This window comes from Microbacterium sediminis (assembly GCF_004564075.1).
Classification (GTDB): domain Bacteria; phylum Actinomycetota; class Actinomycetes; order Actinomycetales; family Microbacteriaceae; genus Microbacterium; species Microbacterium sediminis.
In genome coordinates, this window is sequence record NZ_CP038256.1 from 2,459,016 (window position 1) to 2,473,849 (window position 14,834).

The following is a 14,834-nucleotide window of genomic DNA, read 5'->3' on the forward strand; positions in this document are numbered from 1 at the left end:
GCCTCGGTCGCCGAGACGGGTCGAGCGAGCGAGGCGGGTGCTGAGTGACCCACTCAGCGGGGCCGCTCAGGCCTGGTGCAGGGTGCGCCGCGTCCCTAGCGTGTGAGGCATGGACGTGCGGGAGATGGATCCGACCCTGGCCGATGCCACCGACGTCGCGCGCGCGATGGACGTGGATCCGGAACGCGGGCTGGGTGCCGGCGAGGCCGCGCGCCGGCTCGCCGAGCACGGGCCCAACGAGCTGCGCGGCACGCCGCCCGTGCCGCTGTGGCGCCGGGTGCTCGCGCAGCTGAACGATCCGCTCGTGATCCTGCTGCTCATCGCGGCGGGGATCTCCGTGGTGGCGTGGCTGATCGAGGGCGCGCACGGCGCCCCGGTCGACGCGATCGTCGTGCTGGCGGTGATCGTGTTCAACGTGATCATCGGCCTCGTGCAGGAGGCCAGGGCCGCCGACGCGGTGGCCGCGCTGGCGGTGATGACGCGCGCGCACGCGACCGTGCTGCGCGACGGCGAGCTCGTGGTGATCCCCGCCGGCGAGCTGGTGCCGGGCGACATCCTGCAGCTCGCCGAGGGCGACCAGGTGGGCGCCGACGCGCGGCTGCTGCGCTCGAGCTCGCTGCGGGTGACCGAGGCCTCGCTCACCGGCGAGAGCGCGCCGGTGGAGAAGGACCCGGCCACGCTGCGTGAGATCGTGCCGCTCGGCGACCGCTCCAACATGGTCTTCCGCGGCACGGCCGTCAACGGCGGCACGGCCCGCACCGTCGTCACGGCCACGGGCATGGACACCGAGATGGGCGCGATCGCCACGATGCTCGATCAGACGCAGGAGGAGGCCACTCCCCTGCAGCGCGAGGTCGGCAGGGTCGGGTCGATGCTCGGCCGGATCGTCGTGGGCATCGCGATCGTCATCATGCTCACCATCTCGATCGTCGAGCGCCCCGACAGCGCGGCCGAGTGGGTCACGGTGCTTCTGCTGGGCGTCTCGCTCGCGGTGGCGGCGGTGCCCGAGGGGCTGCCGGCGATCCTCTCGGTCGTGCTCGCCCTCGGGGTGCAGCGCATGGCGCGGCGCAACGCGGTGGTGAAGCGGCTCTCGAGCGTCGAGACGCTCGGCTCGGCATCGGTGATCTGCACCGACAAGACCGGCACCCTCACCCAGAACGAGATGACGATCGGGCGGATCATCACCTCGTCCGGATCGGTCGAGCTCACGGGCGTGGGCTACGCGCCGGTCGGCGAGGCCTGGGTGCGTGCCCGCGACGCCGCGGCCGATCACGTGCTCGGCGACGAGGACGACCAGCTGCTGGCCGAGGTGCGCGCCGTCCTCGGCGTGGGCGCGCTGGCCAACGACGCGCAGCTCGCGGAGCGCGAGGGGCGGTGGGAGATCGCGGGCGACCCGACCGAGGCGGCGTTCCTCGTGGCCGAGCGGAAGATCCCGGGCCTGGCCGACGAGGTGCACCGGGCCTCGCGCGTGGCGGAGGTGCCGTTCTCGAGCGAGCGCAAGATGATGTCGACCGCGCACCGCGATCCCGCCGGCCGCGTGCTCGTCTTCGCCAAGGGCGCGCCCGACATCCTGCTGGAGCGCTGCACCGCGGTGCTCGTCGGCGGCGAGCGCGTGCCGCTGGACGACGTGCGCCGCGACGCGCTGCTGGAGGACGTCGAGGCGCTCTCCAACGACGCCTACCGCACCCTGGGCGTGGCCGCGCGCCTGGCCCCCGAGCTCGAGGAGGGCGAGCCGGCGCTCGACGAGTCGGCCGAGACCGATCTGGTCTACCTCGGCGTGGTCGGGATCATCGATCCCCCGCGCCCCGAGGCGAAGGCCGCCATCGCGCAGGCGCACGCCGCCGGCATCCGGGTGGTGATGATCACCGGCGATCACCCCGCCACGGCCGCGCGCATCGCCGCCGACCTGGGCATCGTGGAGCCGGGCACCGTGGCCGTGACGGGCCGCGAGCTCGACGGGCTGAGCGACCACGACCTCGTCGAGGTCGCCCGGCGCACGTCGGTGTACGCGCGGGTCGCGCCCGAGCACAAGCTCAAGATCGTCGACGCACTGCAGGCCGACGGCCGGATCGTGGCGATGACCGGCGACGGCGTGAACGACGCCCCGGCGCTGAAGTCGGCCGACATCGGCATCGCGATGGGCATCACCGGCACGGAGGTGACGAAGGAGGCCGCCAAGATGGTGCTGGCCGACGACGACTTCGCCACGATCGTCAAGGCGGTGCACGAGGGCCGGGTGATCTTCGACAACATCCGCAAGTTCCTGCGCTACCTGCTGTGCTCGAACATGGGCGAGGTCCTGACCATGTTCTTCGGCGTGGTGCTGATGGGCGTCATCGGCCTCTCGGACGCCGCCGGCGAGGGGATCGTCGTGCCGGTGCTGGCGGTGCAGATCCTCTGGATCAACCTCGTCACCGACACCGCGCCCGCGCTGGCGATGGGCGTGGACCCCGAGATCGACGACGTCATGGCCCGCCCGCCGCGCGGCGCCCGCGACCGGGTGATCGACGGTCGGATGTGGACGGCGATCGTCTCGACCGGCCTGACGATGGCCGTGATCACCCTGCTCACCATGGACCTGTGGCTGCCCGGCGGGATCATCCCCGGCGGCGACGACTCGCTCGAGGTCGCCCGCACGGCCGCGTTCAACGCGCTCGTGCTGGGCAACCTGTTCGCCGCGTTCAACGCGCGCTCGGCCACCTCGAGCGCGTTCCGCGGCATCTTCGCGAACCGCCGGCTGTGGCTGGCCGTGCTGCTCGGGGTGGCGCTGCAGATCGCCGTGGTCCACGTGCCGTTCCTGCAGGTGGCCTTCGGCACCGCGCCGCTGGACCTGTGGCACTGGCTCGTGGGCGTCGCGCTCGCGTCGTGCGTGCTGTGGGTCGAGGAGATCCGCAAGGCCGTCATCCGGGCCCGCCTGCGCGCCCGGGGCGAGGCGGTCGTCTGAGCCCGGCGTCGTAGGCTTCCGGCGTGGGTGCATTCGACCAGGGCAGGTATCAGGTTCGGCTCGACTGGGGCCTCGCGGGGCTCGAGCGGCTGGCCCCGGCCGACGTGTACGTGATCGTCGACGTGCTGCGGTTCAGCTCGTCCGTCGCCGCGGCGGTGACGGACGGCGGCACGGTGTCGGTGGACGCGGCCCGCTCCTCGTCGATCAACGGCGCCCCGCTCGCGGCCGCCGCCGCGGCGCTGCCGCACGCGCCCCTCGTGCTGGCCGGCTCGCTGCGCAACGCATCGGCCGTGGCGCGCGCGATCAAGGCCGAGCAGGAGCGCCGATCGGCCCGCACGAGCGTGGCGATCGTCCCGGCGGGCGAGCGCGGCGCCGGCGACGCGGTGCGCTTCGCGGTGGAGGATCAGCTGGGCGCCGGCGCCATCGTCGACGCGCTCGTGCCGCTCGGCATCGACCACTCCTCGCCCGAGGCCGTGGTCGCGGCCGAGTCGTTCGCGGGGCTGCGGCGGGCCGTGAAGCACCTGCTCACCGCGAGCGCGTCGGGCCTGGAGCTGGCCGAGGTCGGCCGCGTCGACGAGGTGCGGGCGGCCGCCGCGATCGACGACCTCGATGCCGTGCCCGTGCTGCGCGACGGGGTGTTCACCGCGCTCTGAGCCACGCTCAGCGCGGGGCGAGGGTTGCGCCGACCGGTTGCTGAACGGAGGCGCGAAGCGCCGCAGATGAAGCGACCGGCTCAGGCCCGGGGCGCGAGGGCCGCGCGGCGGGCGGCCGCGGTGATCTCGCGGCGCGTCCACGTGAACAGGTGGCGCCGATCGAACTGCGGCGCGCACTTCACGCACGACGAGGGGCGCGTCGGGCGGCGATGCCGGTAGGCCGTGTGGCCGGCCGGGCACACCCCCACCCACGGCGCCAGCTCGTTGGCGGTCTCGCCGTGGTGGGTGGTGCCGCCGACGTAGCCGAGGCCGCGCGCGATCCGCTTCCACTCGCGGCCGTGACCGGCGGCGGGCCCGGCGAGCGCGTGGGCGACCTCGTGCAGCAGGGTCTGGTGGTTGGTGTCGTCGTCGTAGCGGGCCGCCAGGTAGCGCGAGAGCGAGATCCGCTTGCGCGAGAAGTCGCACAGGCCGGCGCGGCGCTTGGCGTTGTCGAACGCGAACGTCCACGACGGATCCAGATGCAGGCGGATGAGGGCATCCGCCCACACCCTCACGCGATCCAGGTCCGACACGCTCCGATGCTATGCCGGGGTACCGACATTCGGGGTCAGCTGGCGACCGAGTGCGAGCGGCGTCGCTCGGCGGCCTCGACCATCGACATCGCCACCTCGAGCTGCGTCTCGTCGCCCTGCAGCTCCTGGCGCAGGAACAGCACGCGCTTGAAGTCGGAGCGCGCGCCGTCGTAGTCGCCGGCGTCGAACCGCGTGCGGCCGCGGTGCTGCAGCGCGAACGCGGTGATCGCGGGCCACTCCTGCCCCTCGGCCTCCTCGGCGCAGGTCGACAGCTCGTACTCGGCGGCGGCGTGGGCGCCGCGCTCGTTCACGACCGAGGCGTGCAGGATGCGCGCGCGCAGCAGGTCCTTGCGCGTGCCGGCCATCCGCGCCACCCGCACGGACTGCTCGCTGAGCTCGAGCGAGTCGTCGAGCTGGCCGAGCACCTTCAGCAGCCACACGCGCTCCAGCAGCGCCGGCAGGCTGCGCTGGTGACCGATCTCGGCCAGGCGCGCCCGGCATGCCGCGGGGTCCACGATCTCACGCAGGGTCTCGCTGTCGTATCCCTGGATGTAGCTCACGGCTCACTCCCCTCGCGCGGTCGGCCCTTCCAGTCTGCGGGACGGATCGGCCGTCCTCGGCAGGGCACGCGGACCGATCCGAAACCGAACCGTTACCAACATCCCGGTACGCGTCAGCGGTCGAACAGCGACCACGACGGGCGCGGCGAGTCGGTCGCATCGCCGTCGATCGCGGGACGCGCGTCGGCGACGAAGCGATTGATCTCGTCGCCGTGCGCGACCTTCGCGGGGTGGGGCCCCGCCGCCATGAGCCGCGGCAGCCACTCGACCGGCAGGGGGCGCGCCGATGCCGCCATGACGAGGTTCCCGAACCGGCGCCCCTTGAGCACCTGTACCTCGGCGAGCACGGCGATCTCCGGTAGCACCTCGCGGATCGTCGCCGCCTGCCGCCGCGCGAACGCCAGCCCGGCGCCGTCGGCGACGTTCACGAGCAGCACGCCCTCCGGCCGCAGCAGCGCGGCCGCCTCGCGGTAGAACTCGATGGTCGTCAGGTGCGCCGGGGTCTGCGCGCCGGAGTACACGTCCGAGACCAGCAGATCGGCGGCGCCCCACATCGCCTGCGGCAGTCGCGCGAGACCCTCGCGCGCATCGCCGATCCGCACGCGGATCGCGGCGCCCCGCGGCAGCGGGAGCGCCTCGCGCACGAGGTCGACGAGCGGCTGCTCGAGCTCGATCACCTGCTGCCGCGATCCCGGCCGCGTGGCCTCGATGTATCGCGGGATCGTCAGCCCGCCCGCGCCCAGGTGCACCGCCGTGAGCGGGCCCGCCGGCAGCTGGTCGATCACCGCGCCCATGCGCGCCACGTACTCGAAGTGCAGGTGCGTGGGATCGTCCGGGTCCACGTGCGACTGCGGTGTGCCGTCGACGTCGACCTCGAAGCCCGAGACGTAGTCGCTCGGCAGGATCCGCGCGATCCGCCCATCGCTCAGCCGCGCGCTGGGGGTCTCGCCCTCGGTCTGCCGCTTCCTGCCCACCCGTCGAGCGTACGCGCGGCGGTGGGGTGCGGCGGCGGGGTTTGCGGCGGGGCTTGCGACGGAGGCTTGCGGCGGGGCCTGCCTGCACAACCACGGCAGATCCGGCCACCCAGGCCCCGGCGCCCGCGGAAACCCCGGGGGTTGCCGCAGCCCACTCCCCCGTTCTGCCGTCGTTGTGCAGGGCGCGGGAGCGGGCATCAGGGCTGCGCACCCGAAACGTCCCGGTGACGCGGCCGCCCTAGGCTCGTGCCGATGGAACGAGGACGGATCGCCCTGGCGGGCGTCACCACCGCGCTGGTCGGGTTCGCCAGCTCATCCGCCGTCGTGCTCGCGGGCCTGCAGGGGGTGGGCGCCACGCCGACGCAGGCCGCGTCCGGGCTGGTGGCCCTGTGCCTGACGCAGGCGCTCGGCATGCTCTGGCTCGCGCAGCGCACGCGGATGCCGATCGTGCTCGCGTGGTCCACGCCGGGCGCGGCGCTGCTCGCGGCCGGATCGGTGCCCGCCGGCGGCTGGGCGGCGGCGATCGGCGCGTTCGTCGTCGCGGGTGTGCTGATCGTGCTCACCGGGCTCTGGCCGGGCCTCGCGCGGGCGGTCGCGGCGATCCCGGCCCCGATCGCGCAGGCGATGCTCGCCGGCGTGCTGGTCGGGCTGTGCCTCGCGCCCGTGCGCGGCCTCATCGAGACCCCGTGGGCGGTGCTGCCGATCGTCGTCGTGTGGCTCGTGCTGATGCGCGTGCGCCCGGCGTGGGCGGCGCCGGCGGCCTTCGCGGCGGGGCTGATCGTGCTCGGCGTGCTCGCCGCACAGCGCGGGATCGACGGGCCGCTGCTCCCGGTGCTCGACCTCGTCGTCCCCACGTTCGAGTGGTCCGCCCTGATCGGGATCGCCCTGCCGCTGTACATCGTGACGATGGCGTCGCAGAACGTGCCGGGCGTGGCCGTGCTGGCGTCCTACGGCTACACCGCGCCGTGGCGCGAGTCGATGATCGTCACCGGCGTCGGCACGATCGTGGGCGCGCCGTTCGGCGGCCACGCGATCAACCTCGCCGCGATCACCGCCGCGCTCTCGGCCGCGCCCGACGCGCACCCGGATCCGCATCAGCGGTGGCGCGCCGTGCGGGTCTCGGCGCTGCTGTACCTCGCGATCGCCGCGCTCGCCACGGCGATCACCACGCTGGTGGGCGTCGCCCCGGCCGTGCTGGCCGCCGTCGCGGGCCTGGCCCTGCTGCCGACGCTGGCGTCGTCGCTGATCGGCGCCGTGCGCGACGAGGCCGATCGGATCCCCGCCGTCGTGACCTTCCTCGTCGCGGCCAGCGGCCTGAGCGCGTGGGGCATCGGCGCGGCCTTCTGGGCGCTCCTCGCGGGCCTCGCGGTGCACGCCGCGCTGCGGATCGGCCGGCGGGGTTGAGCCGGCGGATGTCGGTGGGGCGCGCCACCATCGGGGCATGACCTTCGCGAACATCGGAACCCTCGGCGCGCTCCCCGGCCGCCGCGACGAGCTCATCGCGCACCTCACCCGACCCTGGACGGAGGTGCCCGAGGGGTGCCTGCTGTACGAGGTCGGCGCATCCGACGACGCGCCCGACACGGTGTTCGTCGCCGAGCTGTGGACCTCGGCCGAGGCGCACGCCGCCTCCCTGCAGCTGCCGTCGGTGCGCGCTTCGATCGAGGCGGCCCGGCCGCTCCTCAGCGGCGAGTTCGGCGGCTACCGCTTCGACGTCGTGGGCTCGCCCCTGCGGTCGTGACCCCCGGGCTCGTCGAGCAGCAGCCCCACGGGCTCCTCGAGCAGAGCCCGCCCGCTCCCGGGCCGTGACCCACACGGGCTCGTCGAGCAGAGTGAGCGCAGCGAACGGCGCCGAGACGGATCGAGCGAGCGCAGCGAGTCGAGATCACCAGAGCACGCACGCACGCACGACGATCCCCCGCTGGCAGACTGACCGCATGGAGCACGCGCTGATCCGCCCCGCCGTGCCCGACGACGCGGAGGCGATCGGCCGGATCCACGTCGCGGTCTGGCAGCACGCCTACGCCGGGCTGCTGCCGCAGCAGGCGCTCGACGAGCTCGACCCCGTGGCGCGCGGCGCGTGGTGGCGGAAGGGGCTGATCACCGGTGCGGCGAGCGCCTGGGTCGCGGTGCGCGGTGGCGAGATCGTCGGATTCGCCGGTGCGGGCCCCGCGGTCGGCGAACCGGAGATCACGCAGCTCTACACGCTCTACGTCCTGCCCGAGCATCACGGCACGGGCGTCGCCGGCCCGCTCACGGCGGCGGCGATCGGCGACGGACCGGCACTGCTCAACGTGCTCGACGGCAACGCGCGCGCCATCCGGTTCTACGAGAAGATCGGCTTCCGCTTCGACGGGCACACCAGCACCGAGCGGCTGTTCGGGATCGAGGTCGTCGAGCACCGCATGATCCGCGACTGACCGCGGGCGCACGGCGATCTCGCCTCCGCGGCTGCGCCGCTTCGTTCACAGGCCGTAACCCCTACGGGCTCGTCGAGCAGAGTGAGCGCAGCGAACGACGCCGAGACGGATCGAGCGAGCGCAGCGAGTCGAGATCCCCAGGGGCGCAGGCCTAGAGATCTCGACTCCGCGGCTTCGCCGCTCCGCTCGATCCGTCTCCGCTCCGCGCTTCGCGCTCCGGTCGACGAGCCGTGACCCCCACGGGCTCGTCGAGCAGAGTGAGCGCAGCGAACGACGCCGAGACGAATCGAGCGAGCGCAGCGAGTCGAGATCCCCAGGGGAGCACCGCGTCGCGCAGCGACGACCACAGGACCACAGGCCTCGATCTCGACTCCGCGGCTGCGCCGCTCCGCTCGATCCGTCTCCGCTCCGCGGCTGCGCCGCTTCGGTCGACGAGCCGTGGAGCTACAGCGCGTCGAACGTCTCGACCCCCCACGGGCCGTGACCCCCACGGGCTCGTCGAGCAAAGTGAGCGCAGCGAACGACGCCGAGACGGATCGAGCGAGCGCAGCGAGTCGAGATCCCCAGGGGAGCACCGCGTCGCGGAGCGACGACCACAGGGCCACAGGCCCGATCTCGACTCCGCGCTGCGCCGCTCCGGTCGACGAGCCGTGGGCCTGACCACGCGGGCGGCGGCGGAGCGACCCCCTAATCTGGTGCCACACCGCACCGCCGACCGGCACCGCGGCCGACCGAGCAGATCGGAGGTTCCCATGTCCATGCAGAGCCAAGTCGAGAGCGTCAAGGCCATCATCGGCGAACCCGAGGTCGTCGAGGACGGCGCCCGGGCGATCGGCGTGGAGCGGGAGCCGGCGTGGCTCGCGCTCAAGGCCGCCGCCACCGAGCTGCAGGGGCTGCAGGTCAAGGACGGTTCCGTGCCCGAGGAGCACGACCGCGCCCGCGCGCTCGTGGCCGAGGTGATCGCAGGGATCGAGGCGCTCGCGCCCCGCTTCCCGCACGACCGCGAGTACCTCGCCGCCGCGGTGGCCGACCTGCGCCGCTGGTCCGATGAGGGCCTGGGTGTGCCGGACTTCCACGACTCGCTCGTGGCGTTCCAGCCGCAGCGGCATCGCGTCGACGGGCTGCGCCACCTCGTGGTGTTCCCGATGTACACGCAGAACGGATCGCCCGACCGGCACCTCGAGGCCGTGCTCGTGGAGGTCATCTGGTCGGAGTTCATCGCGCGGCTGGAGGCCGATCACTACTGCAACAAGCTGTTCGTGAGCCTGCGGCTGATCGACTTCACCCCCGGCTACGACACCAACTCAGCGGTGCTGTTCCCCGAGACGGTGTCGGTGGCCGAGGTGCCGGCGTTCACGTGGGGCGCGATCTTCCAGGATCGCGAGGCCGCCCGCTACGGGCGCGTCGTGCGGGCCGCGGCCGAGATCACGAAGCTCGAGCTGCCCGAGGATGCCGAGCGGCTGCTCGACGACCAGGCGCTCGCCGAGCGCACGTTCGTGATGTGGGACCTGATCCACGATCGCACCCACATGCGCGGCGACCTGCCGTTCGATCCCTTCATGATCAAGCAGCGCATGCCGTACTTCCTCTACGGGCTCGAGGAGCTGCGCTGCGACCTCACCGCCTACCGCGAGACGCTCGCGATCGAGGAGCGGCTGCAGGCGGCCGGCGAGCTCGACGAGGTCGACCACGAGACGCTCGATCAGGCGCGGCTCGTGCGGTACGCCGTGCTGTTCGATCGGATCTTCCGGTTCGCGATCACCGGCTCGCGGGTGCGCAACTACGACGGGCTCGGCGGCCAGCTGCTGTTCGCGTGGCTGCACCAGCGCGGCGCGCTGCACTGGACCGACACGTCGCTGTCGTTCGACTGGGACGCCGTGCCGGGTGCCGTGGTGGCGCTGGCCGACGAGATCGATCGGCTGTACTGGCGATCGATCGACCGGCCCAAGACGGTGCACTGGCTCGCGGCATACGACCTCGTGCGCTCCGTGCTGTCGCCGCACCCGGCGTCGGTGTGGGCCCGCGGCCTGCCGGACGAGGTCCTCGCGGGCCCGCCGAAGGGCTACACGGACGCCGTGCTCGACGACGAGTTCCCGCTGTCGATGTTCTACGAGGCGCTCGACCGCAAGATGCGCGACGTGATCGCCTCAACCTCGGGGATCCGGGCGGCGTACTGATCCGGCCCGCGGTGGTCGCTTCATCTTCGGCGCTTCGCGCCTTCGTTCCGCAACCGAGCGGCTGTACCGCCCGGTTGCGGAACGCAGCGGCCGAAGGTCGCGGAGATGAAGCGACCACCTGTGGCCCCGTGCGTCAGTCGGCCGCGAGGGCCTCGACCGGGGCCACGCGCGTGGCCAGCCGCGTCGGGCCGACCGATGCGACGAGCGTGAGGATCGCGGTGGCCGCCACGATCACCACCATCGGCAGCCACGGCACCGCGGGCGGCACGAGCGCACCCGCCGGCGCGCCCGCTGCCGTCGAGATCGATCCGAGCAGCGACTGCGCCGCGGCCCAGCCGTAGCCGATGCCGAGGACGAGACCGACCGCGACGGCCGTGATCGTGATGTGCGCCGCCTCGAGCAGCACCATGCGGCGCACCTGCGGGTTCGACAGGCCCAGCGCGCGCAGCAGCCCGAGCTCCGTGCGGCGCTGCACCACGCCGATCGTGAGGAGGTTCACGAGGCCCACGGCCGCGATCACCGCCGAGACGGCGACGAGCCCCATCATCACGCCGGCGAACAGGTCCATCATGGCCGCGAAGTCCGCGCCCATGGATCCGCCGGAGTTGGCGATCATGACCGCCTTGGCCGACTCGGCCGCGACGGCGAACATCGTCACGAGCGTGACGCCCACGACCACGCCGATCGCCATGCGGCTCGAGCGCTCGGGGTAGCGCAGCGCGTTCTCGGCCGCCATGCGCGCGGTGGCCGAGCCGCCGAACGCCCGGCCCACGAGCCGCAGCGCGGGCGGCATGACGAGCGTGGCGCCGATGACGAGGCCGGTGAACGAGATCAGGCCGCCGACGAACGAGACGACGATGGCCAGCGGCGTGAGGAGGCCGAGCATCACGCCGATGCCCAGCAGCGCGCCGCCGGTGACGAGCAGCGCGATCGCGCCGACGTGGCGGCCCCTGCCGCCGCGCGCCTGCTCCGAGGTGCGCTCGACCGAGCCGCCCAGCGCCTGCAGCGGCGTGACCGACAGCACGCGGCGGTAGCCGGCCCACGCCGCGGCCCAGGTGGTGAGCACGACGGCGATCGTCGGCAGCGCGAGCCACGGCTGCAGCACCGCGTACTCGACCGGCGGCACGTCGAGCAGCGCGCCGGCCACGGCGACGCCGGCGAGCGACAGCACGACGCCGGCGACGAGGCCGGTGAGCGACCCGATGACGCCGACGACGAGCCCCTGCCGCGCGACCTCCGCCCGCTGCGCGTGCGCGGAGGCGCCGATGAGCCGCATGAGGGCGATCCGGCGGGTGCGGCCCGCGACGATCGTCGAGAAGGTGTTGGCCGTGACCACCGCGCCCACGTACATCGCGATGATGACGAAGATCACGCTGAGCACGGGGATCATGAGGGCGAGGGTCTCGCCGTCGCTGCCGAAGACGGCCCGCAGCAGCGCCGAGAGGTACCCGGTGGTCGAGAGCAGGACGACGCCGAACGCGGTCGACAGCGCGGCCACGAGCACGCTCGCGCCCATGCCGCGCTCGGCGAGGAACGCGATCGACCGGCCGCGCGGCGCGGCATCGACGGTCACGGCGGTCATGCCGTCACCCCGGCGGCGGCTGCAGCGGCGGGTGCGCCATCGGCGGCCAGCATGTGGGCGGAGATCTGCTCGGCCGTCTGCCGCGGCTTGTCGGCCACGATCCGCCCGTCGCCCAGGAACAGCACGCGATCGGCGTGCGCGGCGGCGATCGGATCGTGCGTGACCATCGCGATCGACTGGCCGTGCTCGCGGCTGGCGGTGGCCAGCAGCGCGAGCACCTCGCGGCTCGTGCGCGAATCGAGCGCGCCGGTCGGCTCGTCGGCGAAGACGAGGTCGGGAGCGGTGGCGAGGGCGCGGGCGATCGCGACGCGCTGCTGCTGGCCGCCGCTGAGCTCGTGCGGGCGATGGGTGAGGCGGCCGCGCAGCCCGAGCGACTCGATGAGGCCGTCGATGCGCGCCTGCTCGGCCGCCGTGGGGCGGCGCCCGTCGAGGTCGAACGGCAGCAGGATGTTGCCGCGCACGTCGAGCGTGGGCACGAGGTTGAACGACTGGAACACGAAGCCGACGCGCCGGCGGCGCAGGACCGTGAGCTCCGAGTCGCGCAGGCCGGTGATCTCCTGATCGCCGATCCAGGCGCGACCGCCGGTGGGGGCGTCCAGGCCCGCCATGATGTGCATGAGGGTGGACTTGCCCGATCCGCTCGGGCCCATGATCGCGGTGAACTGGCCGCGGCGGATGCCGACGCTGACGTCGTCGAGCGCGCGGACCGCGCCGTCGCCCGAGCCGAAGGTCTTGGACAGGTGTGTCACGCGGGCGGCAAGGCCCAGGTCGCTGGTGCTGATCTCCATGTCCTCGACGCTACGGACGGCCCCGTAGCGCGGTCATCGGCCGCGGGGCGCATCCGCGTACATCGCAAGGATGACGTTTTGCGGGTGGGTTTCGGCTGTCGGTCTCGACTCCGCCGCTACGCGGCTGCGCTCGACCCGTCTCCGCTCCAGCGCTGCGCGCCTCCGGTCGACGAGCCGTGGTCGCTGAGGCACGTCACGAGCGACGACCCCGACGGGCTCGTCGACTGAGCGAAGCGAACGGAGACGGGTCGAGCGCAGCGCCGAAGGCGCGGAGTCGAGACCGACGGCCGCGCGTCGCTCAGGCCAGTCCGTGCTCGAAGGCGAAGACCACGAGCTGCACGCGGTCGCGCAGGGCGAGCTTGGAGAGGATGCGGCTGATGTGCGTCTTCACGGTGGCCTCGCTGAGGAACTCGCGCGCGGCGATCTCGCCGTTGCTCAGGCCACGGGCGGCGAGGGCGAAGATCTCGCGCTCGCGATCGGTCAGCTCGCGGTACGACGGCGGCACGGGGCGCACCGGCTCGGCGAACCGGGCGAACAGCTCGCGCGTCGCCGAGGCGGCGATCACCTCCGATCCGGCGTGCACGGAGCGGATCGCGGCCAGGAGGAACTCCGGGTCGGCGTCCTTGAGCAGGAACCCGCTGGCTCCCTGCCGGATCGCCCGCGCCGCGGCCTCGTCGAGGTCGAAGGTCGTGAGCATGACGATCCGCGGGGCGGCCGGATCGGCCAGCAGCTCGGCGGTCGCGGCCAGGCCGTCCATCACGGGCATGCGGATATCCATGAGCACCACATCGGGACGGGTGCGGCGCACCACCTCGACGCCCTCGCGCCCGTCGCCGGCCTCGCCCACCACCTCGAGGTCCGGCTGCGACGACAGCAGCATGCGGATGCCCGCGCGGAACAGGGCCTGATCGTCGACGAGCACGACGCGGATCGGATCGCCGCTCACGCCGCCGCCCCGATCGGCAGCTCGGCCGTCACCACGAACAGCCTTCCCTGCGCACCCGCCTCGGCATGGCCGCCGACGAGCTGCGCGCGTTCGCGGATGCCGATGAGACCGTGCCCCGGGCCGTCCGATCGCTCGGGGGCCGGCTGCGCGATGCCGTTGTCCACCCGCAGCGTCACGCGCTCCGGCCACCACGACAGCCGCACGTCCACGGGTCCGCGATCGCCGTGGCGCAGGGCGTTGGTGAGCGCCTCCTGCAGGATGCGGTAGACGGCCAGCTGCACCGAGGCGGGGACATCGCCCTGCGGCGTGGGATCGACATCGACCGCGAGCTCCACGCCGGCGGCCCGCACCTGCGCGAACAGCTGCTCGAGATCGGCGAGGGTCGGCTGCGGTCCCTCCGCCTCGCGATGGCGCAGCTGGGTGAGCAGCAGCCGCACGTCGGACAGGGCCGCGCGGGCGGTCTGGCTGATCGTGCGCAGCGCCTCGGCGGCGGCGTCGGGATCGGCGGCCGCCGCGTAGCGGGCGCCGTCGGCCTGCGCCACCACGACGGCGAGCGAGTGCGCCACGACGTCGTGCATGTCGCGGGCGATGCGGCCGCGCTCCTGCTCGGACGCCGCCTCGATCTCGGCCCGCCGCTGCGCGTCGCGGTTCTCGCGCGCCTGGATCGCCGAGCGCACGAGCGCGCCGCAGGTCCACGACAGCACCAGCGAGAACAGGGATGCGGCGAGCACCGACGAGACGAACACCGCGCTGGCGAAGGGGCTCACGAAGCCCGCGGGGCCGGAGCCGAGCAGCGCCGGCAGCACGAGGAACAGGTAGCCCGTGATCGTGAGGGCGCCGACGATCGCCGAGGCGAGCCCGATCCACATCACCGCCCGCGTCCCGTAGGCGGCCGTCACGTAGAGCACGCCGAAGATGGCGATGTTGCTGGGCAGCGGCGACAGCATCATCGCCATCTGCGTGACCGCGCCGGCCCAGGCGATCGCCAGCGCGAGCGCGGGCGACAGGCGCCGCACCGCGAGGGCGGCCGACATGAGGAGCCCCACGATCACCGCGAAGATCCACGGGCGCCCCGGGGCGAGGTTCACGAGCCCGAGCACGACGAAGAACCCGGCGGCGAGCGCCACATCGAGGATGAGATGCGCGGCGGGGATCGATCGGAACAGCGGGTGGGTCACGGCCTCCCACGCTAGGCCAGCGGCGGGGCGGCCCACATCC

The 14,834-nt window shown here is 73.5% G+C and carries 13 protein-coding genes; 6 read left to right on the top strand and 7 right to left on the bottom strand.

What is annotated here, in order from left to right; genetic code table 11:
• Positions 1–109 precede the first annotated feature (109 nt).
• The gene (locus tag E3O41_RS11790) at positions 110–2,944 is read left to right on the top strand and encodes a cation-translocating P-type ATPase (protein WP_135012438.1); all 2,835 of its coding nucleotides are present in this window, start codon (positions 110–112) and stop codon (positions 2,942–2,944) included.
• A gap of 23 nt (positions 2,945–2,967) precedes the next feature.
• On the top strand, positions 2,968–3,597 hold the full coding sequence (locus E3O41_RS11795) for a 2-phosphosulfolactate phosphatase (RefSeq protein WP_067024889.1): 630 nt from the start codon (positions 2,968–2,970) through the stop codon (positions 3,595–3,597).
• A gap of 80 nt (positions 3,598–3,677) precedes the next feature.
• Here E3O41_RS11795 and E3O41_RS11800 read toward each other — a convergent pair whose 3' ends face one another.
• The 3 genes from E3O41_RS11800 to E3O41_RS11810 all read right to left on the bottom strand — a co-directional run bounded on the left by E3O41_RS11800 (position 3,678) and on the right by E3O41_RS11810 (position 5,703).
• A complete protein-coding gene (locus E3O41_RS11800; protein ID WP_067024892.1) occupies positions 3,678–4,169 on the bottom strand; it encodes a SprT-like domain-containing protein in 492 nt (163 codons plus the stop codon).
• Between the two features lie 35 nt (positions 4,170–4,204).
• Positions 4,205–4,729 carry a hypothetical protein gene (locus E3O41_RS11805; RefSeq protein ID WP_067024895.1) on the bottom strand — a complete coding sequence of 175 codons (525 nt, stop codon included), beginning with the start codon at positions 4,727–4,729 and terminating at the stop codon, positions 4,205–4,207.
• A 113-nt stretch (positions 4,730–4,842) separates the two neighbouring features.
• Positions 4,843–5,703 carry a spermidine synthase gene (locus tag E3O41_RS11810; protein ID WP_067024897.1) on the bottom strand — a complete coding sequence of 287 codons (861 nt, stop codon included), beginning with the start codon at positions 5,701–5,703 and terminating at the stop codon, positions 4,843–4,845.
• Positions 5,704–5,955: 252 nt separating this feature from the next.
• Between E3O41_RS11810 and E3O41_RS11815 the strand changes: the two genes are divergently transcribed.
• From E3O41_RS11815 to E3O41_RS11830, 4 genes are all read left to right on the top strand, one after another.
• On the top strand, positions 5,956–7,107 hold the full coding sequence (locus tag E3O41_RS11815; protein WP_067024900.1) for a benzoate/H(+) symporter BenE family transporter: 1,152 nt from the start codon (positions 5,956–5,958) through the stop codon (positions 7,105–7,107).
• Between the two features lie 37 nt (positions 7,108–7,144).
• Positions 7,145–7,444, top strand: a complete 300-nt coding sequence (locus E3O41_RS11820; protein WP_067024903.1) for a putative quinol monooxygenase — start codon at positions 7,145–7,147, stop codon at positions 7,442–7,444.
• A 196-nt stretch (positions 7,445–7,640) separates the two neighbouring features.
• On the top strand, positions 7,641–8,123 hold the full coding sequence (locus tag E3O41_RS11825) for a GNAT family N-acetyltransferase (protein ID WP_135012439.1): 483 nt from the start codon (positions 7,641–7,643) through the stop codon (positions 8,121–8,123).
• A 752-nt stretch (positions 8,124–8,875) separates the two neighbouring features.
• Positions 8,876–10,300, top strand: a complete 1,425-nt coding sequence (locus tag E3O41_RS11830; RefSeq protein WP_067024909.1) for a DUF6421 family protein — start codon at positions 8,876–8,878, stop codon at positions 10,298–10,300.
• A 133-nt stretch (positions 10,301–10,433) separates the two neighbouring features.
• Here E3O41_RS11830 and E3O41_RS11835 read toward each other — a convergent pair whose 3' ends face one another.
• From E3O41_RS11835 to E3O41_RS11850, 4 genes are all read right to left on the bottom strand, one after another.
• Positions 10,434–11,882 carry an ABC transporter permease gene (locus E3O41_RS11835; RefSeq protein ID WP_067024912.1) on the bottom strand — a complete coding sequence of 483 codons (1,449 nt, stop codon included), beginning with the start codon at positions 11,880–11,882 and terminating at the stop codon, positions 10,434–10,436.
• Positions 11,879–12,670, bottom strand: a complete 792-nt coding sequence (locus E3O41_RS11840; RefSeq protein WP_067024915.1) for an ABC transporter ATP-binding protein — start codon at positions 12,668–12,670, stop codon at positions 11,879–11,881. Before E3O41_RS11840 ends, E3O41_RS11835 begins: the two co-directional genes overlap by 4 nt.
• A gap of 298 nt (positions 12,671–12,968) precedes the next feature.
• Complete coding sequence (locus E3O41_RS11845) at positions 12,969–13,550, bottom strand: response regulator (RefSeq protein WP_135012699.1); 582 nt, start codon at positions 13,548–13,550, stop codon at positions 12,969–12,971.
• A gap of 62 nt (positions 13,551–13,612) precedes the next feature.
• The gene (locus E3O41_RS11850; RefSeq protein ID WP_240482307.1) at positions 13,613–14,794 is read right to left on the bottom strand and encodes a sensor histidine kinase; all 1,182 of its coding nucleotides are present in this window, start codon (positions 14,792–14,794) and stop codon (positions 13,613–13,615) included.
• Positions 14,795–14,834 lie beyond the last annotated feature (40 nt).

Excerpts from the sequence above, each read along its gene's own strand:
- E3O41_RS11815 (WP_067024900.1), top strand. The coding sequence starts at position 5,956 with ATGGAACGAGGACGGATCGCCCTGGCGGGCGTCACCACCGCGCTGGTC.
- E3O41_RS11835 (WP_067024912.1), bottom strand. The coding sequence starts at position 11,882 with ATGACCGCCGTGACCGTCGATGCCGCGCCGCGCGGCCGGTCGATCGCG.
- E3O41_RS11830 (WP_067024909.1), top strand. The coding sequence starts at position 8,876 with ATGTCCATGCAGAGCCAAGTCGAGAGCGTCAAGGCCATCATCGGCGAA.
- E3O41_RS11820 (WP_067024903.1), top strand. The coding sequence starts at position 7,145 with ATGACCTTCGCGAACATCGGAACCCTCGGCGCGCTCCCCGGCCGCCGC.
- E3O41_RS11790 (WP_135012438.1), top strand. The coding sequence starts at position 110 with ATGGACGTGCGGGAGATGGATCCGACCCTGGCCGATGCCACCGACGTC.
- E3O41_RS11840 (WP_067024915.1), bottom strand. The coding sequence starts at position 12,670 with ATGGAGATCAGCACCAGCGACCTGGGCCTTGCCGCCCGCGTGACACAC.
- E3O41_RS11825 (WP_135012439.1), top strand. The coding sequence starts at position 7,641 with ATGGAGCACGCGCTGATCCGCCCCGCCGTGCCCGACGACGCGGAGGCG.
- E3O41_RS11845 (WP_135012699.1), bottom strand. The coding sequence starts at position 13,550 with ATGCTGCTGTCGTCGCAGCCGGACCTCGAGGTGGTGGGCGAGGCCGGC.